Origin of the sequence: Pseudoalteromonas sp. US3C1004, from assembly GCF_048401065.1 — a bacterium.
Lineage (GTDB): Bacteria > Pseudomonadota > Gammaproteobacteria > Enterobacterales > Alteromonadaceae > Pseudoalteromonas > Pseudoalteromonas undina.
The window spans coordinates 2,862,441-2,886,657 of record NZ_CP183073.1; the positions used below are offsets into that span (position 1 = coordinate 2,862,441).

18 protein-coding genes and 3 rRNA genes are annotated in these 24,217 nt (G+C 42.2%); 10 read left to right on the top strand and 11 right to left on the bottom strand.

Features of this window, described 5'->3' with window-relative positions:
- Positions 1-125: 125 nt before the first annotated feature.
- The 5 genes from accC to cutA all read right to left on the bottom strand — a co-directional run bounded on the left by accC (position 126) and on the right by cutA (position 4,801).
- The gene (gene accC / locus ACNSN3_RS13355) at positions 126-1,466 is read right to left on the bottom strand and encodes an acetyl-CoA carboxylase biotin carboxylase subunit (protein WP_010391679.1); all 1,341 of its coding nucleotides are present in this window, start codon (positions 1,464-1,466) and stop codon (positions 126-128) included.
- 26 nt (positions 1,467-1,492) lie between these two features.
- Complete coding sequence (accB, locus tag ACNSN3_RS13360) at positions 1,493-1,960, bottom strand: acetyl-CoA carboxylase biotin carboxyl carrier protein (protein ID WP_054202660.1); 468 nt, start codon at positions 1,958-1,960, stop codon at positions 1,493-1,495.
- Between the two features lie 33 nt (positions 1,961-1,993).
- Complete coding sequence (gene aroQ / locus ACNSN3_RS13365; RefSeq protein ID WP_418607711.1) at positions 1,994-2,446, bottom strand: type II 3-dehydroquinate dehydratase; 453 nt, start codon at positions 2,444-2,446, stop codon at positions 1,994-1,996.
- Positions 2,447-2,675: 229 nt separating this feature from the next.
- Entirely contained in the window at positions 2,676-4,481 is a 1,806-nt protein-coding gene (locus tag ACNSN3_RS13370; protein WP_418607713.1) for a protein-disulfide reductase DsbD, read from the bottom strand.
- Positions 4,481-4,801, bottom strand: coding sequence for a divalent-cation tolerance protein CutA (gene cutA, locus ACNSN3_RS13375; RefSeq protein WP_010391672.1), 321 nt, complete (start codon positions 4,799-4,801; stop codon positions 4,481-4,483). The genes ACNSN3_RS13370 and cutA overlap by 1 nt, the downstream gene beginning before the upstream one ends.
- A gap of 240 nt (positions 4,802-5,041) precedes the next feature.
- On the opposite strand from cutA, the gene ACNSN3_RS13380 reads away from it, so the two are divergent.
- The 4 genes from ACNSN3_RS13380 (at position 5,042) to rnk (ending at position 8,206) form a co-directional block, all read left to right on the top strand.
- On the top strand, positions 5,042-5,521 hold the full coding sequence (locus tag ACNSN3_RS13380) for an FxsA family protein (RefSeq protein ID WP_010391671.1): 480 nt from the start codon (positions 5,042-5,044) through the stop codon (positions 5,519-5,521).
- A 109-nt stretch (positions 5,522-5,630) separates the two neighbouring features.
- Complete coding sequence (locus ACNSN3_RS13385; protein ID WP_008113511.1) at positions 5,631-5,918, top strand: co-chaperone GroES; 288 nt, start codon at positions 5,631-5,633, stop codon at positions 5,916-5,918.
- Between the two features lie 49 nt (positions 5,919-5,967).
- The gene (groL, locus tag ACNSN3_RS13390) at positions 5,968-7,617 is read left to right on the top strand and encodes a chaperonin GroEL (RefSeq protein WP_418607715.1); all 1,650 of its coding nucleotides are present in this window, start codon (positions 5,968-5,970) and stop codon (positions 7,615-7,617) included.
- Between the two features lie 175 nt (positions 7,618-7,792).
- Positions 7,793-8,206: a nucleoside diphosphate kinase regulator gene (gene rnk / locus ACNSN3_RS13395; protein WP_054202664.1), complete on the top strand. Its 414-nt coding sequence runs from the start codon at positions 7,793-7,795 to the stop codon at positions 8,204-8,206.
- A gap of 56 nt (positions 8,207-8,262) precedes the next feature.
- Here rnk and ACNSN3_RS13400 read toward each other — a convergent pair whose 3' ends face one another.
- The 6 genes from ACNSN3_RS13400 to rph all read right to left on the bottom strand — a co-directional run bounded on the left by ACNSN3_RS13400 (position 8,263) and on the right by rph (position 17,631).
- Entirely contained in the window at positions 8,263-9,759 is a 1,497-nt protein-coding gene (locus tag ACNSN3_RS13400; RefSeq protein WP_418607718.1) for an NAD(P)H-hydrate dehydratase, read from the bottom strand.
- Between the two features lie 653 nt (positions 9,760-10,412).
- Positions 10,413-10,527: ribosomal RNA gene (rrf, locus tag ACNSN3_RS13405) — 5S ribosomal RNA — on the bottom strand.
- A 137-nt stretch (positions 10,528-10,664) separates the two neighbouring features.
- Positions 10,665-13,549, bottom strand: a 23S ribosomal RNA gene (locus tag ACNSN3_RS13410).
- A 286-nt stretch (positions 13,550-13,835) separates the two neighbouring features.
- Positions 13,836-15,371, bottom strand: a 16S ribosomal RNA gene (locus tag ACNSN3_RS13415).
- Together the 16S, 23S and 5S rRNA genes form the textbook arrangement of a ribosomal RNA operon.
- A gap of 887 nt (positions 15,372-16,258) precedes the next feature.
- Positions 16,259-16,903 (bottom strand): orotate phosphoribosyltransferase, encoded by a 645-nt coding sequence (pyrE, locus tag ACNSN3_RS13420; RefSeq protein WP_054202965.1) that lies wholly within the window; start codon positions 16,901-16,903, stop codon positions 16,259-16,261.
- Positions 16,904-16,917: 14 nt separating this feature from the next.
- Entirely contained in the window at positions 16,918-17,631 is a 714-nt protein-coding gene (gene rph, locus ACNSN3_RS13425; protein ID WP_008111261.1) for a ribonuclease PH, read from the bottom strand.
- A gap of 180 nt (positions 17,632-17,811) precedes the next feature.
- Here rph and ACNSN3_RS13430 point away from each other — a divergent pair, with 180 nt between their 5' ends.
- The 6 genes from ACNSN3_RS13430 (at position 17,812) to ACNSN3_RS13455 (ending at position 24,200) form a co-directional block, all read left to right on the top strand.
- On the top strand, positions 17,812-18,672 hold the full coding sequence (locus tag ACNSN3_RS13430) for a YicC/YloC family endoribonuclease (RefSeq protein ID WP_418607719.1): 861 nt from the start codon (positions 17,812-17,814) through the stop codon (positions 18,670-18,672).
- A gap of 116 nt (positions 18,673-18,788) precedes the next feature.
- On the top strand, positions 18,789-19,409 hold the full coding sequence (gmk, locus tag ACNSN3_RS13435; protein ID WP_010392962.1) for a guanylate kinase: 621 nt from the start codon (positions 18,789-18,791) through the stop codon (positions 19,407-19,409).
- A gap of 125 nt (positions 19,410-19,534) precedes the next feature.
- Positions 19,535-19,810, top strand: a complete 276-nt coding sequence (rpoZ, locus tag ACNSN3_RS13440) for a DNA-directed RNA polymerase subunit omega (protein WP_008108220.1) — start codon at positions 19,535-19,537, stop codon at positions 19,808-19,810.
- Positions 19,811-19,937: 127 nt separating this feature from the next.
- Positions 19,938-22,043, top strand: a complete 2,106-nt coding sequence (spoT, locus tag ACNSN3_RS13445; RefSeq protein WP_109875868.1) for a bifunctional GTP diphosphokinase/guanosine-3',5'-bis pyrophosphate 3'-pyrophosphohydrolase — start codon at positions 19,938-19,940, stop codon at positions 22,041-22,043.
- Positions 22,044-22,055: 12 nt separating this feature from the next.
- On the top strand, positions 22,056-22,448 hold the full coding sequence (locus ACNSN3_RS13450; protein ID WP_010392969.1) for a RidA family protein: 393 nt from the start codon (positions 22,056-22,058) through the stop codon (positions 22,446-22,448).
- Between the two features lie 147 nt (positions 22,449-22,595).
- A complete protein-coding gene (locus ACNSN3_RS13455) occupies positions 22,596-24,200 on the top strand; it encodes a FapA family protein (RefSeq protein ID WP_418607723.1) in 1,605 nt (534 codons plus the stop codon).
- The last annotated feature ends 17 nt before the right edge of the window (positions 24,201-24,217 follow it).

The window sequence follows — 24,217 nt, forward strand, 5'->3', positions numbered from 1 at the left end:
ATTACCTCAAAATTTACGAAAAGCGCATATTTGTTAATCATACCAGATTATTTATTTAAGGTGATACTGCCTCTTTTTTAAAGATAAAAAAACCGGCTTAAGCCGGTTTTTAATTAGCATGGACTTTACAGTCCTAATTTCTTCTCAAGGTAGTGGATATTTGTACCACCATTTTTGAAGTTTTCATCTGCAAGAATACGTTTATGCAGTGGCGTATTGGTTTTAATACCATCGATAACGAGTTCATTAAGCGCATTACGTGCTCGGGCGATAGCGACATCACGGTTTTCACCGTAAGTGATCAGCTTACCAATCATAGAATCGTAATGTGGAGGAACGGTGTAGTCAGCGTAAATATGACTGTCCCAACGAATACCTAAACCACCAGCTGGGTGAAAACGGGTGATCTTACCTGGCGATGGAATAAAGGTTTCTGGGTCTTCAGCATTAATACGACACTCAATAGCATGACCACGAATAACCACATCTTCTTGAGTGAATGACAAAGGCTGACCAGCGGCAATTTTTAACTGCTCTTTGATTAAATCAACACCGGTAACCATTTCAGTTACAGGGTGCTCAACCTGAATACGGGTATTCATTTCAATGAAGTAAAATTCACCGTTCTCGTATAAAAACTCAAACGTACCCGCACCACGATAACCAATTTCAATACATGCGCGAGTACAACGCTCACCTATGAACTTACGTACTTCTGCAGTAATCCCTGGTGCTGGTGCTTCTTCAACTACTTTTTGGTGACGACGCTGCATTGAACAATCACGCTCACCTAAGTGAACCGCATTGCCTTGACCGTCGGCCAATACTTGTACTTCGATGTGACGTGGGTTTTCAAGGAATTTCTCCATGTAAACCATGCTGTTGCCAAAGAACTGCTTTGCTTCTTGTTGCGTAAGCGAAATTGAATTGATTAACTCAGCTTCGTTGCGAACAACACGCATACCGCGGCCACCGCCGCCGCCAGCTGCTTTAATAATTACTGGGTAACCAATACGCTTAGCAATTTGCATGTTGCGTTCTTTATCATCCGATACCGGACCATCAGAGCCAGGTACACAAGGAACACCCGCTTTACGCATCGCTTCGATTGCCGATACTTTATCGCCCATTAGACGAATAGTATCGCCACGAGGACCGATAAATACAAAGCCACTTTGCTCAACTTGGTCGGCAAAGTCTGCATTTTCAGCAAGAAAACCATAACCTGGGTGGATAGCGACTGCATCAGTAATTTCTGCTGCGGCAATAATGCGTGGAATGTCTAAGTAACTTTCAGTTGCTGCTGGTTTACCAATACAGATGGTTTCATCTGCTAGTAATACGTGCTTAAGATCGCGATCCGCCGTTGAATGCACAGCAACCGTTTTGATCCCAAGCTCTTTGCAGGCGCGCAATATACGAAGTGCAATTTCACCTCGGTTTGCAATGACTACTTTATCTAACATGAGAGTTGGCCTTTTACGTTGCGCTATTATTCAATGATGAATAAAGGTTGATCAAATTCTACTGGCTCGCCGTTTTCTACTAAGATAGCTTTTACTGTACCGGCTTTATCTGACTCAATTTGGTTCATCATTTTCATTGCTTCAACGATACATAACGTGTCGCCAACTTTAACCTGAGAGCCCACTTCAACATATGCTGGTGCTTCTGGAGAAGCTGCTGCATAAAAAGAACCTACCATAGGTGATTTAACTTGATGGCCTGTAGGACCTGCAGGTGCTTCAGACTCTACGGCTGCAGGTGCTGATGGTGCAGCCGCGGCTGGAGCAGGTGCTGCTGGGGCGTATTGCTGAGGTGCGAATTGCGCATACGCAGGACCGGCACTCATGTTATTACGGTTAATACGTACTGATTCTTCACCTTCAGTGATTTCTAGTTCTGCAATACCTGATTCTTCTACTAATTCAATTAGTTTTTTGATCTTGCGAATATCCATAAACGGCCCGCCTATTAGTTTGTTAGTTTAAATTTAGTTTGAGTTTTGCAATCGGCTGACTGCTGCATTTAAAGCAGCGTGATAACCCATTGCACCTAATCCACAAATAACGCCTTGCGCCACATCAGAAAAATAAGAATGATGGCGAAACGTTTCACGTGCATGCACATTACTTAAGTGCACTTCAAAAAACGGAATATCAACGCTTAGCAATGCATCACGTAATGCGACGCTTGTGTGCGTAAATGCTGCAGGGTTAATTATTATGTAATCAACCGTTTGCCAAGCATCATGAATGCGTTCAATGAGCGCTTGTTCACTATTACTTTGAAAATGCGTTAACTCCACACCTAAACTATTAGCAGCGCTGTTTAACTCGCTCACAATATGCTCTAAAGAATGCGAACCGTACTTATCAGGTTCACGCTTTCCTAGCATGTTTAAATTTGGGCCATTTATAACTAAAATCTTTAATTTTGCAGCCATAATACGCGATATATCCTATAAGTAATGAGTTAAGCGGTTACTAACTAGTTTTTCTCTAAAAAGTAAGCAGAAAAAAGTAAGATAGCAACAATTTCTCACGTTAACCAACTATTATAGTGATTTCGAAGTAAATAGCAGCAAAATACTGGTCTAATCTCTATTTCGGGGACTATCTTAAGGGGAGAATAGTGGCACAACATTACCAATCATGTTGTGCCATAAAGAATGGTTATTCAGCGCTGGCACGCACTGCAGCTAGGTGCTTAGCAAAATCATCTGCATTTAAAAAGCCAGTTACACGTTGTGTACTTAACTCTTCACCTTGAGTATTGAAGAATAAAATACTCGGTAAACCAAACACTGAATATGCTTCCATTAGCTCAATTGTTTCATTATCGCTTTGGGTTAAGTCAATTTGAATCAGTTGATAATGACTAAACTCACTTTGCACTTGCGGGTCAGGAAATGTGTAATGCTCAAACTCTTTACACGCTACACACCAGTCAGCGTATAAGTCCACCATTACCATACGACCCTCACTATTTGCTTGTGAAACTGCTTGCTTCAACTCGGCTAAGTTAGCAACGTGCTTAAACTCATTGCTTTGCGTGGTTGTTTGCAAGCTCACGTTTTGTGTTGGCCAAAAATAATTTTTGGTTAAATTAAAGCCCGTAAGCACTAATAAAACAGCAATAACCCACAATAAGGTTTTTAATTTACCTTGTGCTTGGGCGCTTTGCCAATGATGAAAATAAAGCGCTGTGGCGATAGCTAATAGACCTGCTAATAGTAAAATTATCTCGATATCGATAATTCGCTCTAACAAAATAAGTGGCACAACTAACATAATAAAACCAAATAAGGTTTTAACTTGTTCCATCCATCCGCCAGCTTTCGGTAATAACTTACCTCCCGATGTACCAAGGAGTAACAACGGTAAACCCATTCCTAGGCTAAGTACATAAAGCGTTAGTCCACCCACTAAGTAATCGCCGCTTTGTGCCACAAATAATAATGCGGCTGATAAAGGCGCAGTGGTACAAGGTGATGCAATAAGCCCTGATAAAACCCCCATCAGGAATACCCCAATGTAGTTACCGCCTTTTTGATTGTTACTCACTTGGGTTAGCTTGTTCATCATGCCGCTGGGTAACTTTATTTCGTACCAACCGAACATCGACATAGCCAACAACACAAACAATAAGCTAAAACTTATCAATACATATGGGTGCTGTAAGTAACCTTGTACTTGTCCGCCTAATGCAGCAACCACTAACCCCAATGCGGCATAGGTAACCGCCATACCTTGAATATAAACAAATGATAGGGCAAATGCTTTTTTGGTAGACAGGTTCTTTTGCCCTGCAATTAAGCTAGATAAAATAGGAAACATCGGAAATACACAAGGTGTAAATGCCAAACCTACGCCCACAGCAAAAAATATAGCTAAATTAACCATTAAGCTTTGGCTGGCTAACTGCTCTGTATAGGTGAGCTCTTTCTCGGGTGTTGCTGTAGTAACAGGTTTTTCTACAGGTTGGCTAAGTGCCGCAAATGCACTACTTGCTGCTGTATTTTCATTAGTATTAGTTTCACTTGCCAGTACACTTAATGGAATGCTGATGATTTCAGGTGGATAACACAGCCCTGCTTTTGCGCAGCCTTGATAGCGCACCTTAACAACGCCATCTTCACTGATATTACTCAACTTGCTAATAACGCTGATAGAATTAAAAAACACCTCAGTTTTGCCAAAAAACTCATCTTCAATTATTTCACCAGAGCCCAACTCAGGCACATCAATGCTGGCACCTTTGGCAATAATTTCTATTTTGTCTTTATATAAGTAATAGTCATCAGCGATATCCCAACCAACAAATAACGTACTTCCTTGCTGGTCAAAATCAAATACAAACGCTTCATTGACCGGTAAAAATGTGTGCTGAGTAGGTTTGAGAAAATCCTCAAGGGTATTTTGTGTTGCCCAAGCAGGCGCCATTAAAACGCCTAATAAAAAAAATAAAATAAAGCGCATTAATGAAGCACCTCATCCATCCAATTAAAGTAAGCCAAGTTACCCGTTGCCACATCAACAACTTGTATTTCTGGTACTTCGTAGCTGTGAAGATCTTTTAAGGTTAAAAATACATCGTTCATTTTGTCAGCCTTAGTTTTAATTAGTAGCTTTACTTCAGTTGCCTCGGCTACTTCACCTTCCCATATGTAAATAGAACTCATGGCCGGTAAAATATTTACACAAGCGGCTAGTTTCTTTTCTATTAGAGCCATAGCCAATAAACGGGCTTCATCGTTATCTTTGCAAGTGGTAAAAATAAGTTTAAATTGCGTTGTCATAGTGAACCTTTACTTGTTTACGGGGGTCTAGCCCCATAGTAGCTGATAGCGGGTGTAATGTGTAGACACGAACTCTGTCTACATTTTGGGTCTTTGCAGTAAATTGATTTAGACCCGCCACCTGCAACTTTACTTACATTAAAGTCTATTACTTACTCTTATTAGCTTGAAAATAGACCCGACAACCCTCACTTATATTTCATTAGCACCTTAATAAGTGTCATTTTTTTAGAGAGTCTTATGTTTAGAATTTTATTTTTGCTGTTTATCATCATCCCAATTATTGAAATTGCCTTACTAATTCAGGTTAGTGACGTGATAGGTGGCTTCGCAACAATTGCTTTAGTGGTACTAACCGCGATTGTGGGTGCGAAAATGGTGAAACAGCAAGGAATGGGCGCACTACAAAACGTACAAGTGCAAATGGCTCAAGGGCAAATGCCGGCTAAAGAGTTGTTTACGGGTATTTGTGTGATTATTGCTGGCGTACTTTTACTAACACCCGGCATTATGACGGATGTATTTGGCCTACTGCTTCTTACTCCAGCTATTCGCAATAAATTAGCCGCAGGGCTTGCCAGCCAAGCAACGGTGAGAATGAGCGCTAGTATGCATCAAACAGGTACTTCAGGATTTTCACAACCTCATCAATCAATGCATCATGAGCAAGATGAAAACCGTCCCAATACTATAGATGGTGAATACGAGCGAAAAGATTAAAAATTTATCATTTTTTCTCTTGGAATTTTTCACTCTACCCCCATTAATGAAAGCAAATTAGATACACTTTTTTCTGTACTGTTCAGAAACTGTTAGGAGAACTAAAAACATGAACATTCGTCCTTTACAAGATCGCGTAATCATCAAGCGTCTAGAAGAAGAAACCAAGTCTGCTGGCGGTATTGTATTAACTGGCTCTGCAGCTGAAAAATCAACTCGTGGAGAAGTTGTTGCCGTAGGTAATGGTCGCGTTTTAGAAAACGGTGACGTTCGCGCGTTAGAAGTGAAAGCCGGTGACACTGTGTTATTTGGCTCATATGTTGAAAAAACTGAAAAGATCGAAGGTCAAGAATACCTGATCATGCGTGAAGATAATATTTTAGGCATTGTAGGCTAAACCTACTTTTCGTTTAACACACATTTTAAGAATTTAGAGGAAATTAAACATGGCAGCAAAAGAAGTACTGTTTGCAGGCGACGCACGTGCAAAAATGCTAACTGGCGTAAACATTTTAGCAAACGCAGTAAAAGTAACATTGGGCCCTAAAGGTCGTAACGTTGTACTAGACAAATCATTTGGCTCCCCAGTAATCACTAAAGATGGTGTATCTGTAGCTAAAGAAATCGAACTTGAAGACAAGTTTGAAAACATGGGCGCACAAATGGTTAAAGAAGTAGCGTCTAAAGCAAATGATGCTGCTGGTGACGGTACCACTACCGCAACCGTGCTTGCTCAATCTATTGTTAACGAAGGTCTTAAAGCGGTTGCTGCGGGTATGAACCCAATGGATCTTAAGCGCGGTATTGATAAAGCAATCATTGCTGCAACAGCAGAACTTAAAGCTCTTTCTGTTCCATGTGCTGATACTAAAGCAATTGCACAAGTAGGTACTATTTCAGCTAACTCTGATAAAGAGATTGGTGAAATCATTGCTGATGCAATGGAAAAAGTAGGCCGTAATACTGGTGTTATCACGGTTGAAGAAGGTCAATCACTTGAAAACGAACTAGATGTTGTAGAAGGCATGCAGTTTGACCGTGGTTACTTATCTCCATACTTCATCAACAACGCTGAAAAAGGCGCAGTTGAACTAGATAACCCATTTATCTTACTTGTAGATAAAAAAATATCTAACATCCGTGAATTATTACCAACATTAGAAGCGGTTGCAAAAGCAAGCAAGCCTCTACTAATCATCGCAGAAGACCTTGAAGGTGAAGCGTTAGCGACACTAGTAGTTAATAACATGCGTGGTATTGTAAAAGTATCAGCGGTTAAAGCACCTGGCTTTGGCGATCGTCGTAAAGCAATGCTACAAGATATCGCGGTTTTAACTGGCGGTACTGTGATTTCTGAAGAAATCGGCCTTGAACTTGAAAAAGCAACAGTTGAAGACTTGGGTACAGCTAAACGTGTAGTAATCACTAAAGATGACACAACAATCATTGATGGTGCTGGTGAAGAAGACGGCATTAACGGCCGTGTTGCACAAATCAAAGCACAAATTGAAGAAGCGACTTCAGACTACGACAAAGAAAAACTACAAGAGCGCATGGCTAAGTTAGCTGGCGGTGTTGCAGTAATCAAAGTAGGTGCCGCTACTGAAATTGAAATGAAAGAGAAAAAAGATCGTGTTGAAGATGCATTACATGCAACTCGCGCAGCGGTTGAAGAAGGCGTAGTACCAGGTGGTGGTGTTGCATTAGTTCGTGCTGCTAGCAAGCTAGTTGAGCTACTTGGCGACAACGAAGATCAAAACCACGGTATTAAAGTGGCACTTCGTGCGATGGAAGCACCACTTCGTCAAATCGTTACAAACGCAGGCGACGAAGCATCAGTTGTTATTAACGCAGTTAAAGGCGGCGAAGGTAACTACGGGTACAATGCAGCCACTGGCGAATACAACGACATGATTGAAATGGGTATCCTAGATCCAACGAAAGTAACGCGCTCTGCATTACAATTTGCAGGATCGATTGCTGGTCTAATGATCACTACAGAGGCTATGGTTGCTGAAATTCCTAAAGAAGAAGCAGCTGGTGCACCTGATATGGGTGGCATGGGCGGCATGGGTGGAATGGGCGGCATGATGTAATCATCCCCTAAACACTTAGCTCAAATAAAAACCCAGCTTCGGCTGGGTTTTTAGCAATAGAGATAAAATAAATTCACTAAACAACAATAAAATTAACTCAGTGTATTCCAATGCAACTGAGTTCCTGCAAGCTATACCAGAGTAAATTTTATTTAACATGATTAAGGATATTAAGTTGAATACAAAACCTGAAATTATCATTTCATCGCTGGATGCAGATAGGTTGTATGCACTGATGGAGTCGTTGCCTGCAAACAGCTTTGCGGGTGAAAAAGAACTTGAAGCAGAACTTGCACGAGCCAGCATAGTTGAGCCGCACGAAGTTCCCGCAACCGTGGTAACCATGAATTCAACTGTGAACTTTGTTGTTGAATCTACAGGCGAAGAGTTTACTTTAACGCTTGTTTACCCAAAAAATATTGATTCAATTGGCGACAAAATATCAATCTTAGCCCCTGTAGGTAGTGCATTACTTGGCCTTTCACAAGGAGATCAAATTGAATGGCCAAAGCCTGGCGGTGGATTAGTAACAGTAACCATCAAAGAAGTTACTTATCAGCCTGAAAGAGCTGGTGAGCTTCACAGATAGTAGCCAAAACAAGCAGCGAAGACATTAGCTAGCACAGCCAGTCACTGCTGCTTTTACTATTTATGATTGATCAGTGCTCTTACATGCGCAAATAAGTCACTGGCTAACATTCCTCTTTGCCCTGATTGTTCACAGGCTCTATCACCCGCCTTTGCATGTAACACAACGCCATAACATGCTGCCTCACTGGTATTTAATCCTTGAGCCATTAACGCCCCAATTATACCACTAAGCACATCACCACTTCCTCCTACAGCCAAACCAGGGTTACTATTTTCACATATCCAAGTATGCTCGGTATTATCGATTAGCGTACCTGCGCCCTTTAAAATAGAGGTCGCTGCGAAGTTGATCGCACATTGTCGAGCATAATAAAAACGATCAGACTCAACCTCAGAGGTAGTTAAGTTTAATAACCGTGCAGCCTCTGCAGGATGAGGCGTTAGCACGGTATTATTTAATTTATGAGAAGATGATTGCTTAGCTAATAAGTTTAAGGCGTCTGCATCAATAACAGTAGGGATATTGTTTTGCTGGCAATAACGGATTGCCTGCTCAAAGGTTTTTTGGGCCCATTCATCTTGGCCTAAACCTGGACCGATAACTACACACGTTGACCATGCTAGGGCATCATCCAAGTGTTCACTAGTTACCATAAGCTCTGGTCGCCCGATGCTCACAGGTAAAACGGCATGTTCATGGGTATACACTTTTACCATTCCAGCACCAGACCTTAATCCACTTTCAGCACTTAATCTAATAGCTCCTGCAGAGCCGTGGTTTCCTCCTATACATAATAACTTTCCATGACTACCTTTATGGCTACTCACTGAGCGCTCAGGCAAAGGTTTAAAGCTGTCTATATTAATAATCTGAGCAGAAGGGGTGGCTAATTTCATAAATTGCTCGCCAATACCTAACTCATCGAAATACAACTGCCCGGCATGCTGCTTTCCTTTAGCCGTGGTGAGTCCTTGCTTTATCCCAACTAATGTCATTGTTTTGGTGGCCATAATGGCTGTTCCTTGAGTACAGCCTGTATCTGCATTAATACCTGACGGCACATCAATACTCAGTATAGGTTTAGTGCTTTCATTTACCGCTTTAATAATAGTAGCAACATTATCGCGTACCGTATTCTCAAGACCAGTGCCGAGTAATGCATCAATTATCACATCACACTCATCGAGTGCATCAGCGCTAAAGTTACAAATTTCACCACCGGAATCAATCCATTGCTTTTGTGCTTTTGCTGCATCTCCGGATAAGGCTTTATTCGGATTAATCGCGCAAACAACTACATGCCGATCTGCTTGTTTGATTAACCGAGCTACCTCATAACCATCTCCAGCATTATTTCCATTACCTGTAATAACTAACGTTTGTTTTGCATTAAAGGTTTTCCAACAGCAAAAAACAGCCTCCGCGGCACGCTGCATCAGCGTGTAAAGGTCTGCGCCGGTAGCATGGACTGCTTGTTCTTCATACCCTTTTATTTGTTTTGACAAATAGGTCAATTGCTCGCACTTAGGTGGCGTTAGTAGTAATGACATAAACAGCTCAATTTAATAAGAATACTTAATTTCATTTTGGGCTTTATAAATTCTTTTTCAAGTAAAACATAGTTATGTAATCTATAAGGCTTTATTTAAGGAGCTATTAATTTTATATAACGAGGATAACCATACAAGAGAAGTTAATAGGAGGTCAGCGTAAAGCAGGGCTTATTTTACCTAAAGCCGGATGCTTTGCACTTCTCTTACATTTGGAGTCGGTGTGCTACTTCGAAGCGACAGCAAAGTAGTATGTCCTGGAATCGGCTCTGATCAATTATCTTCCTTTAGCCTAATACCTTTAACCTTTTACATTTTTTTTTCACTTCCCTGCAGATACAAAAAAGCTCGGCTCTTTCGAGTCGGGCTTTCTTGTATTTAGAGTCGGTGCGCTACTTCGTAGCGACAACGCAGTAGAATGTCTTAGTGCCCACAGCGATGGAGAGCCACATAACAAATGCTACGCTCTCATCCTCTGTCGTGTTCTTTTATCCGTGGGTTTCGAGATATTCAACCGACGCTACGATGGTCAGGTTAACGCTGTGCAGCTGATAGCTGACGGCTGACGGCTGACGGCTGACGGCTAATATTTTCACTTTTCTGCAGACGTAAAAAAGCCCGACTCTTTCGAGTCGGGCTTTCTTGTATTTGGAGCCTGGTAATGTCCTACTTTCACATAACAAATGCTACACTATCATCGGCGCTGTTTCGTTTCACTACTGAGTTCGGCATGGGGTCAGGTGGGTCCAAAACGCTATTGTCACCAAGCAAATTTGGGTGTCAGTCCGTATTACTACGCACTAACTAAAATTTGGAATTCTGATAATAAAGTCTTCTAGTATCTACTTTAGTTATATTAACTTCTTCGCTTGTTTCACTATCACATAAAACGCGTTTGGCGTTGTATGGTTAAGCCTCACGGGTAATTAGTACAAGTTAGCTTAATGGCTCACACCACTTCCACATCTTGCCTATCAACGTTGTAGTCTTCAACGGCCCTTCAGAGACTTTAAAAGTCTAGTGAGAACTCATCTCGAGGCCTGCTTCGCGCTTAGATGCTTTCAGCGCTTATCAGTTCCGAACGTAGCTACCGGGCAATGCCATTGGCATGACAACCCGAACACCAGCGGTTCGTTCACTCCGGTCCTCTCGTACTAGGAGCAACCCCTCTCAATTCTCAAACGCCCACGGCAGATAGGGACCGAACTGTCTCACGACGTTCTAAACCCAGCTCGCGTACCACTTTAAATGGCGAACAGCCATACCCTTGGGACCGACTTCAGCCCCAGGATGTGATGAGCCGACATCGAGGTGCCAAACACCGCCGTCGATATGAACTCTTGGGCGGTATCAGCCTGTTATCCCCGGAGTACCTTTTATCCGTTGAGCGATGGCCCTTCCATTCAGAACCACCGGATCACTATGACCTACTTTCGTACCTGCTCGACGTGTCTGTCTCGCAGTTAAGCTGGCTTCTACCATTACACTAACCGTACGATGTCCGACCGTACTTAGCCAACCTTCGTGCTCCTCCGTTACTCTTTGGGAGGAGACCGCCCCAGTCAAACTACCCACCAGGCACTGTCCGTAACCCCGATTCAGGGGCCAACGTTAGAACATCAAAACTACAAGGGTGGTATTTCAAGGACGACTCCACAAAAACTAGCGTCTCTGCTTCTAAGTCTCCCACCTATCCTACACATGTAGGTTCAATGTTCAGTGCCAAGCTGTAGTAAAGGTTCACGGGGTCTTTCCGTCTAGCCGCGGGTACACAGCATCTTCACTGCGATTTCAATTTCACTGAGTCTCGGGTGGAGACAGCGTGGCCATGGTTACACCATTCGTGCAGGTCGGAACTTACCCGACAAGGAATTTCGCTACCTTAGGACCGTTATAGTTACGGCCGCCGTTTACCGGGGCTTCGATCAAGAGCTTCTCCGAAGATAACCCCATCAATTAACCTTCCGGCACCGGGCAGGTGTCACACCGTATACGTCATCTTGCGATTTTGCACAGTGCTGTGTTTTTAATAAACAGTCCCAGCCACCTGGTCACTGCGGCTCCAATCAGCTTAGAGAGCAAGTCTCATCACCAATCGGAGCGTACCTTCTCCCGAAGTTACGGTACGATTTTGCCTAGTTCCTTCACCCGAGTTCTCTCAAGCGCCTTAGTATTCTCTACCTGACCACCTGTGTCGGTTTGGGGTACGATTCGGTATAATCTGAAGCTTAGAGGCTTTTCCTGGAAGTATGGCATCAGCAACTTCATCACCTTGGTGACTCGTCTCGTGTCTCAGCCTAACAGCAACCCGGATTTACCTAAGTCACTAGCCTACACACTTTCACATGGACTACCATCGCCATGCTTGCTTAGCCTGCTCCGTCCCCCCATCGCAATTATACCAAGTACGGAAATATTAATCCGTTTCCCATCGACTACGCCTTTCGGCCTCGCCTTAGGGGTCGACTTACCCTACCCTGATTAACATGGGATAGGAACCCTTGGTCTTCCGGCGTGCGGGTTTTTCACCCGCATTATCGTTACTCATGTCAGCATTCGCACTTCTGATACGTCCAGCATACCTCCCGGTACACCTTCAACCGCTTACAGAACGCTCCCCTACCACTCAGAATAAATTCTGAATCCGCAGCTTCGGTGCATAGTTTAGCCCCGTTACATCTTCCGCGCAGACCGACTCGACCAGTGAGCTATTACGCTTTCTTTAAAGGATGGCTGCTTCTAAGCCAACCTCCTGGCTGTCTGGGCCTTTCCACATCGTTTCCCACTTAACTATGACTTTGGGACCTTAGCTGGCGGTCTGGGTTGTTTCCCTCTTCACGACGGACGTTAGCACCCGCCGTGTGTCTCCCGGATATTACTTTACGGTATTCGGAGTTTGCAAAGGGTTGGTAAGTCGGGATGACCCCCTAGCCTTAACAGTGCTCTACCCCCGTAAGTATTCGTCCGAGGCTCTACCTAAATAGATTTCGGGGAGAACCAGCTATCTCCCGGTTTGATTAGCCTTTCACTCCTAACCACAGGTCATCCCCTAACTTTTCAACGTTAGTGGGTTCGGTCCTCCAGTTGATGTTACTCAACCTTCAACCTGCCCATGGCTAGATCACCGGGTTTCGGGTCTATACCTTGCAACTATTCGCCCAGTTAAGACTCGGTTTCCCTACGGCTACCCTAATCGGTTAACCTCGCTACAAAATATAAGTCGCTGACCCATTATACAAAAGGTACGCAGTCACCCTCGAAGGGCTCCTACTGCTTGTACGTACACGGTTTCAGGTTCTATTTCACTCCCCTCACAGGGGTTCTTTTCGCCTTTCCCTCACGGTACTGGTTCACTATCGGTCAGTTGGGAGTATTTAGCCTTAGATGATGGTCCACCTATATTCAGTCAAAGTTTCACGTGCTCCGACCTACTCGATTTCACTTAAAATGCGTTTTCATGTACGGGACTATCACCCTGTATCGTGGCACTTTCCAGAGCCTTCCATTAACACATAATAAGCTTAAGGGCTGTTCCGATTTCGCTCGCCGCTACTATCGGAATCTCGGTTGATTTCTTTTCCTACGGGTACTTAGATGTTTCAGTTCTCCGCGTTCGCCTCGTTAACCTATGTATTCAGTTAACGATACCTGCAAGCAGGTGGGTTTCCCCATTCGGAAATCCTAGTCTCAAGTGCTTTTTACTAGCTTGACTAGGCTTATCGCAAGTTAATACGTCCTTCATCGCCTCCAACTGCCAAGGCATCCACCGTGTACGCTTAGTCACTTAACCATACAACCCAAACGGGTCTTTGTTTTGTGACAGTTTAACTTCGCCAGAAGTTAATATTGAATACTAAAGTAGATACCAATTAATCCGAGGATTAAATGGCACTGAATGATACTGCTATCATTCTTTTTTACTTTTGAAAACTCTGTACAAATACAATGTATTCATACGAATTTTATTATCAGCTTTTCCAAATTTTTAAAGAGCATATTAATTAGTTAACCCAAAGGGTAAAACTAACTAACAATCATCTGTGTGGACACTACGAACAAATAAGTTCTAAATCGTATAAGGAGGTGATCCAGCCCCAGGTTCCCCTAGGGCTACCTTGTTACGACTTCACCCCAGTCATGAATCACTCCGTGGTAAACGTCCTCCCGAGGGTTAGACTATCTACTTCTGGAGCAACCCACTCCCATGGTGTGACGGGCGGTGTGTACAAGGCCCGGGAACGTATTCACCGCGTCATTCTGATACGCGATTACTAGCGATTCCGACTTCATGGAGTCGAGTTGCAGACTCCAATCCGGACTACGACGCACTTTAAGTGATTCGCTTACTCTCGCGAGTTCGCAGCACTCTGTATGCGCCATTGTAGCACGTGTGTAGCCCTACACGTAAGGGCCATGATGACTTGACGTCGTCCCCACCTTCCTCCGGTTTATCACCGGCAGTCTCCTTAGAGTTCTCAGCATTACCTGCTAGCAACTAAGGATAGGGGTTGCGCTCGTTGCGGGACTTAACCCAACATCTCACAACACGAGCTGACGACAGCCATGCAGCACCTGTATCAGAGCTCCCGAAGGCACCAAACCATCTCTGGTAAGTTCTCTGTATGTCAAGTGTAGGTAAGGTTCTTCGCGTTGCATCGAATTAAACCACATGCTCCACCGCTTGTGCGGGCCCCCGTCAATTCATTTGAGTTTTAACCTTGCGGCCGTACTCCCCAGGCGGTCTACTTAATGCGTTAGCTTTGAAAAACAGAACCGAGGTTCCGAGCTTCTAGTAGACATCGTTTACGGCGTGGACTACCAGGGTATCTAATCCTGTTTGCTCCCCACGCTTTCGTACATGAGCGTCAGTGTTGACCCAGGTGGCTGCCTTCGCCATCGGTATTCCTTCAGATCTCTACGCATTTCACCGCTACACCTGAAATTCTACCACCCTCTATCACACTCTAGTTTGCCAGTTCGAAATGCAGTTCCCAGGTTGAGCCCGGGGCTTTCACATCTCGCTTAACAAACCGCCTGCGTACGCTTTACGCCCAGTAATTCCGATTAACGCTCGCACCCTCCGTATTACCGCGGCTGCTGGCACGGAGTTAGCCGGTGCTTCTTCTGTCAGTAACGTCACAGCTAGCAGGTATTAACTACTAACCTTTCCTCCTGACTGAAAGTGCTTTACAACCCGAAGGCCTTCTTCACACACGCGGCATGGCTGCATCAGGCTTGCGCCCATTGTGCAATATTCCCCACTGCTGCCTCCCGTAGGAGTCTGGGCCGTGTCTCAGTCCCAGTGTGGCTGATCATCCTCTCAAACCAGCTAGGGATCGTCGCCTTGGTGAGCCATTACCTCACCAACTAGCTAATCCCACTTGGGCCAATCTAAAGGCGAGAGCCGAAGCCCCCTTTGGTCCGTAGACATTATGCGGTATTAGCAGTCGTTTCCAACTGTTGTCCCCCACCTCAAGGCATGTTCCCAAGCATTACTCACCCGTCCGCCGCTCGTCAGCAAAGTAGCAAGCTACTTTCTGTTACCGCTCGACTTGCATGTGTTAGGCCTGCCGCCAGCGTTCAATCTGAGCCATGATCAAACTCTTCAATTAAAAAGTTTTATGTCTTTCGACAGCTCAATGAATTCTGAATTTATTTAATATCTTTCGATATTGAATTGACTGTGCTGCAATTCTTTCCTTAAGTAAAACCTAAGTAAGTTATTGCTGTTGGTCACTCAGTTTCAATTGAGACTCTAAATTTGTTTGCCTCACTACCTAAGTAGCTTGGCTGTTAGAACTCAATCTGTACGAGTGCCCACACAGATGATTGCTTTATATTGTTAAAGAACGTTGCGATTAAAGCGTTAAACTTTATCTCGCTAGGGCTGCGCATATTACGCTTTCCTATTTTTTTGTCAACACTTAATTTTGTTAAACTTTAAAGTTTTCAAAACTAAGTTTTACTCGACTCACTGAGTAGCTCGTGCCTCGCTATGCGTTGCGTTCTGCCGTCTCAGTGGGGTCGCATTATAGGGAGATCCGAAAACAGATCAACCCTTTTTTGCAGAAAACTTGAAATAAATGACTGTTCGCTGGATATTTGAACGATAGGTGCTAAAAACACAACATAACTATCAATTTATTAACAATAAACGCGAAACTTAAGCCTTTAATCATTGTATCAACTTGAATAAGCTTTATTAAAACACTCGCAACTAAGATGATCATAATGATCACTAGCAATAATCTACCCGAATAGATCCCATATATAACAAAGTCTGGAAAATAAGACGCTGCAGCTAGCATACTTTTAATGTTACTACGGTGAATTGAAGTAGGTAAGAGTGATACCACAGTATTAATAAAATCACGGCTATTAATAGTGCCTACCTGAAGGTGGCTTTTGTTTATGTGTATTAGCAAAGCCTTAATATAAGTAGGAGTTACTGTTGCTCTATTTTAAGCAAAATAAAGCCCCGCATTTGCGAGGCTACTATTTATGCTACACCGTATTGATCCCGGTAAGCTTTTACCGCGGCTAAATGCTCATCCATAGTTCCTTGGAGCTCTAGGTAACTAATTAAATCAGCCAATTTAACGATTGAAGTAACTTGAGTATTAAAGTCACGTTCTACTTCTTGTATAGCAGAAAGCTCTGCTTTACCTTTTTCTTGACGATCAAGTGCAATTAAAACACCACTTAAATCTGCGCCATTATCCGCAATTATTTCCATTGACTCGCGAATAGCTGTACCGGCGGTGATCACATCATCAACTAACATGATCTTACCTTTAAGTTCAGATCCAACTAAGCTACCACCTTCACCGTGTGCTTTTTTCTCTTTACGGTTAAAACAATAAGGTACATCTTTATTATAATGATCAGCTAACGCAACTGCGGTTGTTGTTGCAATTGGAATACCTTTATAAGCAGGACCAAATAGTACATCATATTCAATTGCTGCATCTTCAAGTGCCGCTGCATAAAAGCGACCTAAGCGCGCTAAGTCACGACCTGTATTAAACAAGCCCGCATTAAAGAAGTAAGGGCTAGTACGGCCAGACTTTAAAGTAAACTCGCCAAACTTTAATACCTGCTTTTCTAAAGCAAACTCAATAAACTCTTTTTGATATTCTTTCATTGCCAGTTACCTATTTATGCTAGTGCTTGCTTTTGTACATCAATAATTTCACGAATTGAATGCTTAGCGAGTGTAAGTAGCTCATCAAGTTCGTCAAACGAGAAAGGTTCACCCTCAGCGGTTCCTTGTACCTCAATAATTTTACCGGTTTCAGTTAAAATTACATTCATGTCAGTTTCAGCGTCAGAATCTTCTAGGTATTCTAAATCGCTAATCGCTTGGCCTTTATATATACCAACAGAAATAGCAGCGATCATATGTTTAAGTGGGTTTGAGTTAATCATCCCTTTTGCACGCATATACGTTAGTGCATCAACTAGCGCAACGCATGCACCGCTGATAGACGCTGTACGTGTACCACCATCAGCTTGGATTACATCACAATCAATAGTAATTGTGTTTTCACCGAGTGCTTTTAGATCGATTGCTGCACGTAAAGAGCGAGCAATCAGACGCTGAATTTCCATTGTACGACCGCCCTGCTTACCTCGCGTTGCTTCACGACTATTACGTGTGTGTGTTGCGCGCGGTAACATGCCATATTCTGCGTTTACCCAACCTTTACCTTGGCCTTTCATAAAGCGTGGTACGCCAGCCTCAACTGTCGCAGTACAAAGTACCTTAGTGTTGCCAAACTCTACCAATACTGAACCTTCAGCATGCAGAGTGTAGTTACGTGTAAACGTAACCGGTCTAATTTGATTAGGTGTTCTTTCGCTTGGACGCATTGACGATCCCCTTAATTCTGAATTTGCCACATTATATGTTGATGTGAATACAGATGCCATGTTGATTTATATTAAAGTGTGTTTAAAAAACACTCAGCAGTGTTAAATTTTCTTTAGAGCTTGGGCAGTGTTACGGTATAATAATCGTAATATTGTATTTAAAAATGTAGGAAAACATCCATGATCCACAGTATGACAGCTTATGCGCGTCGCGAAATAAAAGGCGAATGGGGCACTGGCACGTGGGAAGTTCGCTCAGTGAACCAACGTTATCTTGAAACCTTTATTCGTGCACCAGAGCAATTTCGTGGCATGGAGCCCGTTATACGCGAGCGTCTGCGTAAGCACTTACAGCGTGGTAAGGTCGAAGTTTTCTTAAAATTTGTAGCAAACCCTGCACATGTTGGTGAATTATCAATTAATCAATCTCTTGCTGAGCAGCTAATTAATAGTGCTAAGTGGGTACAACAACAAAGCAATGGTGATATTAATCCTGTTGACATTTTGCGTTGGCCTGGCGTGATGGAAGCGCAAGAAATTGATATGGATAGTGTAAATACAGCACTCATTACTGGGCTTGACCAAGTAATTGAAGACTTTAAATCGGCACGTGGTGATGAAGGTGCAAACCTTGAAGAAATGATAACTACACGATTAACCGCCATTTTAGAGCAAGTTGATATTGTTGAAGCACACATGCCAGAAATTACTAAATGGCAACGTGAAAAGTTAATACAAAAACTTGAAGATTTAACAACAAATATTGATGAGTCACGTCTTGAGCAAGAACTGATTTACCTTGCACAAAAGCAAGATGTAGCAGAAGAACTTGATCGTTTAAAATCGCACGTTAAAGAAACTCGCAAAATCCTGAATAAAGGTGGTGCTTGTGGTCGTCGTTTAGATTTTATGATGCAAGAGTTTAATCGTGAAGCAAACACGTTAGCATCTAAATCTATCAATAGTGACATCACCAACGCAGCTGTAGAGCTAAAAGTACTGATTGAGCAAATGCGTGAACAGATCCAGAATATTGAGTAACTTTTTTTGGCTTTACCACTCACTTGAGCATAATTAGCTAAATAAAGTACAATATAATAATTGAAGGCTTGAGCTGTTTATAGTTCGAGCCTGTTTATTTTTAGATAGAGAAAATCATGGCACACTCTCGCGGAAACTTATTCATTTTATCGGCACCTTCTGGGGCAGGTAAATCTAGCTTAATAAATGCACTACTGAAAAAGCATGCTGATATGAAAGTATCGGTATCGCACACCACTCGCGCACCGCGCCCTGGTGAAAATAATGCAGAACATTACCACTTTGTATCAGTTGATGAGTTTAAAGCGCTGATTGCCAAAGATGATTTTTTTGAATGGGCACAAGTATTTGATAACTATTATGGTACTTCTAAGCAAGCGATTGAAGAGCAACTCGCCGCAGGTATTGATGTATTTTTAGATATTGACTGGCAAGGCGCTCGCCAAGTTCGAGAAATAATGGACGACGTAAAAACTATCTTTATTCTTCCGCCATCAAAACAAGAACTAGAGCAACGTTTAAATAATCGCGGCCAAGACTCTGCTGAAATTATTGCAGGTCGAATGGCGCAAGCTCAATCAGAAACCTCTCATTACAACGAATACGACTATGTTGTAGTGAATGATGATTTTGATACTGCTCTATGCGATTTAGAAACCATAGTAATTGCACAGCGATTAACGCTAAAAGCACAAACAACACGTCATCAAACTTTAATTAATGAGCTGCTCAAGTAATCTAAATTACGATTAATTTTCGGTTCATGCCTTAAAATAGATAAAAATTAACCACTGGCTATTGGCGAAACTTGCTGCGTGCAGTAAACTACGCCTTTGCTTTTAAATTATTTTGGAGTGCTAAGATGGCTCGCGTAACAGTTGAAGATGCAGTAGATGCAATTGGTAATCGTTTTGACTTAATTTTAGTTGCGGCCCGTCGTGCCCGCCAAATTGCTGTTGGTGGTAAAGATCCACTAGTAGATCCTGAGAACGATAAGCCGACAGTTGTTGCTTTACGTGAAATCGAACTTGGTTTAGTTGATAATTCTTCAATGGATGTTATTGACCGTGAAGAACAACAACATCAAGAAGCGGCAGAACTAGCTGCTGTTGCTGCCATTGTTGGTGGCAACCAATAATCAACCGCCCGGTCTGATTTAGCTAACGGCATAGTTTTTCAACTATAGCCGTTGGCAATCCTTTGTTTTCATCGTATATTCGTAACTTATCCTAACTTATTTGCTTCACGAGAACATTGGAGTGTGAATGTATCTTTTTGAAGGTCTTAAAAAGAAAATCTCAAAATACTTGCCAGCAGACGATGTTGAGCTAGTTCAAAAAGCCTACGTGGTAGCCCGAGAGGCTCATGAGGGTCAAACTCGTTCAAGTGGCGAGCCTTACATTACTCACCCCGTTGAAGTCACTCAAATATTAGCAAGCATGCATCTTGACCATGAAACGCTCATGGCAGCACTCATGCATGATGTGATTGAAGATACCGATTTTAGCCAACAAGATTTAGCTGAAATATTTGGTGAAACGGTGGCAGAACTCGTAGAGGGTGTGAGCAAGCTTGATAAATTGAGCTTCAAAGATAAAAAAGAGTTCCAAGCTGAAAACTATCGAAAAATGATTATGGCAATGACCCAAGATATTCGGGTTATTTTAATCAAGCTAGCTGATAGAACACACAACATGCGCACATTAGGCGCACTTCGTCCTGATAAACGCCGCCGTATTGCTCGTGAAACCCTTGAGATTTATGCACCAATTGCTAATCGCTTAGGTATTCATGATATAAAAAATGAGCTAGAAGATTTAGGTTTTCAAGCACTGTACCCTATGCGTCATCGTGCACTTAAATCGGAAGTGGCTAAAGCGCGTGGTAATCGCAAAGAAGTTATTTCAAATATTCAAACTGAAATTGAAGCTCGCCTTGAAGAATCTGGCATAAAAGCGACCGTATCAGGCCGTGAAAAGCATCTATACAGTATTTATAAAAAAATGCTCAACAAAGAGCTGCTGTTTAACGAAGTCATGGATATTTACGCATTTCGTATTGCAGTAGACTCTATGGATACCTGTTATCGCGTACTTGGTGTAGCTCATAACTTATATAAGCCAATTGAAACCCGCTTTAAAGACTATATTGCTGTACCAAAAACTAATGGTTACCAATCATTACATACTTCTTTAGTTGGCCCGCATGGTATTCCTGTAGAAATTCAAATCCGTACTTTAGATATGGATCACATGGCTGATAAAGGGGTCGCAGCTCACTGGATGTATAAAAAGTCGGGTGACAATGCGGGTCATACTGCACAACAGCGCGCACGCCAATGGATGCAAAGCTTATTGGAATTACAACAAAGCGCAGGTTCCTCGTTTGAATTTGTAGAGAATGTAAAAACAGAGCTATTCCCAGAAGAAATTTATGTCTTTACCCCAGATGGTCGGATTATTGAACTTCCTATGGGTGCAACAGCGGTTGATTTTGCTTATGCCGTTCATACTGATGTAGGTAATACTTGTGTCGGTGCACGTGTGAACCGCAAGCCTTATCCTTTAAGTAAAGCCATTGATACAGGGCAAACAATAGAAATTATTACCAGTTCAGGCGCTCACCCTAACGCAACATGGCTTAACTTTATTGTTACTGGCAAAGCACGCTTAGGCGTACGCAACTACCTTAAAAGTCAACAGCATGAAGAAGCGTTATTACTTGGTCGTCGCTTACTTGACTCAGCGCTAGGGGAAAACAAATTTGATAACCTGCCAGCTGAAAATATTACACGAGTGCTTGAAGAGCATGAGCTTTCCTCTACCTTAGAACTGCTAGTAGAGATTGGCTCAGGTAACTTAATGAGTATGCTGATTGCTAAACGCTTGTTACAAAACGACAATGATGATTTAAACGACATCGCAAAGCGTGCCAAGGCAACTATTATTGGTACCGAAGGCATGTTGGTTAATTATTCTAAATGTTGTCGTCCTGTACCTGGAGACGCTATTACTGCCCATGTTAGCCAAGGTAAAGGTTTAACCGTTCATCGCCAAGAGTGTAAAAATATTCGTGGTTGGGAAAATGATCGTTCGAAATACCTAGTCGTAAAATGGGATGATAATCCAGAAAAAGAATATATAGCGACTTTAAGAGTAGAAATCATTAACCACCAAGGTGCGCTGGCTAAATTAACCAATGTGGTCGCCACTACGCAGGCCAATATTGTAGAAATAGCTACCGATGAAAAAGAAAGTAATTTATACGTGATAGACTTAGGGATCACAGTTAAAAACCGTATTCATGTCGCCAATATTATGCGCCGCATACGTGTTATGCCCGATGTACAAAAAGTCTATCGTAAAAAATAAAATAGGAACATCATGAATAAAGCATTTATATCAACGGATAAAGCACCTGCAGCAATTGGTACATATAGCCAAGCAGTAAAAGTGGGTACAGCTGTTTATTTATCAGGGCAAATACCACTTGTCCCAGAAACAATGGACGTTATTTCTGAAGACTTTAGTGAGCAAACACATCAAGTATTTAAAAATATCAGTGCGGTTTGTGAGGAAGCTGGCGGTTCTATTCAAGACCTAGTAAAAGTTAATATTTACCTTACTGATCTTTCAAACTTTGCCATTGTGAACGAAGTTATGAGCCAATATTTTAAACAGCCTTACCCTGCGCGTGCAGCTATTGGCGTTCGTGCACTCCCTAAAGGTGTACAAGTAGAAATTGACGGTATTATGGAACTTCCTTCAACAAACTAACCTCTATAAGCTATGAGCGCCGCTCATAGCTTTTATCCCATTCTATAGCTACACTTTGATGAATTCTTGACTCAAAACTAAAATTCTAGCACTCTGTAATCACGTTATTTTATTAAACCTTACTTTTGTAGTAGAAAAGGATAACTTGTGTTTAAGCTTGCTCATAATGGCAATGTATTGCTCGATACGAGTAAATCTGCACCCACCAGTGCTGCTTTTATCATTGAAGCAATTGAACAATCGCCTTACAGCGAGTGTGAAATCGATCATGACGCCATAAATAACTATTTCAGTAGTGCAACACCTGAACGAATCTTAGTCGTTGCAACACGCCACGATGCAACCTTAATCGTTGAAATCAGCGATGATAAAATGCTAGCCACTGGCACGCTCACTCTCGCCAAAGGTGGCGCAACACTCAGTTTTGATGAAGCTAAAAAAGAATTAGTGAAAGCGCATGTTGCTAGAGGTTATAAACAAGCATTTTTAGAGCAGCTTTTACAAAAGCAATTTGAGCTTCCTCCGGGCTCTGTAGTTAGCGGACCACTCGCTAAAGGACGTTTACCTACTGACGGCCAAGATAGTAAATTTAAAGCCATGGTTAAAACCTTAAAAGACCGCCTTAAAACACCCAAACTAAAAGAAGATGGTAGTGTTGATATGCGTGATTTTGGTAAATTAGCAAGTGTTAAACCGGGTGAATTACTAATCCAGCAGCAACCTGCTACTCCTGGTCAAGAAGGGTTTACCGTGATAGGTGATGTTTTACCAGCCAAACCAGGGCAAGTTCATGCCCTAATTGCAGGTGAGGGTACTGAAATATCAAAAAATAACCCGATGGAATTACTTTCAACTATTGCCGGCGTGCCTGTTGAAATAAATAACGGAATGCGTGTTGACGATATTTTCACTGTTAACGATGTGTCTGTAAAAACAGGCCATATCGACTTTGAAGGTAGTGTAATAGTTAGTAAAAATGTAGAGCCAGGGATGAGGATAAATGCAACAGGTGACATTACCGTTTTTGGTACAGTCGAATCTGGAGAATTAACCGCCGGTGGCGATATACTTGTAAAACAAGGGGTGATTGGCCATCAAAAGCCTGAAGATAAATCACTGTCTTGCAGAATAATTTGCGCAGGTGATGTGCATGCCTCACACTCTCAATATTGCTACATTGAAGCTAACAGCATATTGCTTGACCGCCAAGCCAGCCACAGCTCAATGAAAGCAAAAAATATAATTCAAATTGGTCAATCAGAACTACCTAAAGGAAAGTTATTTGGAGGTGAAATTTTAGATGCCACTAAACTAATTGCCGGAGAAATTGGTAACGAATCAGGGGCTAAAATGGCAATTAATTTAGCCACTTCAGCTACTCAAATGACCAAAGATATTGATAGATATTTTAGTGAATTAACAGCTGCAAATGAACAGGTTGATAGCTTACAAGCTGCATTAGAAAAAGCAGATTTAATTAAAGATGCTGATAAAAAAAGCGAGCTCATGAATAAGATTGGATCAACTCAGATACATCATAGTCAACAAGCTGAACAACTAGAAAAGCAGATAGCGAGTTTAGAGCAAAAACTAAATACCATGCTCGATGAAGCCATTTTAACCGTAAATACCGTTTTACATTCTGGAGTGGAAATCCATATATTCAATAAGTTACTTAAAACAACTCGTAACTTTCCACCAAGTAATGTTAAGTTAGAAAACAATAAAATAGAAATTGAGTTTAAAACTTAATTATAAGGGGCTGTTAG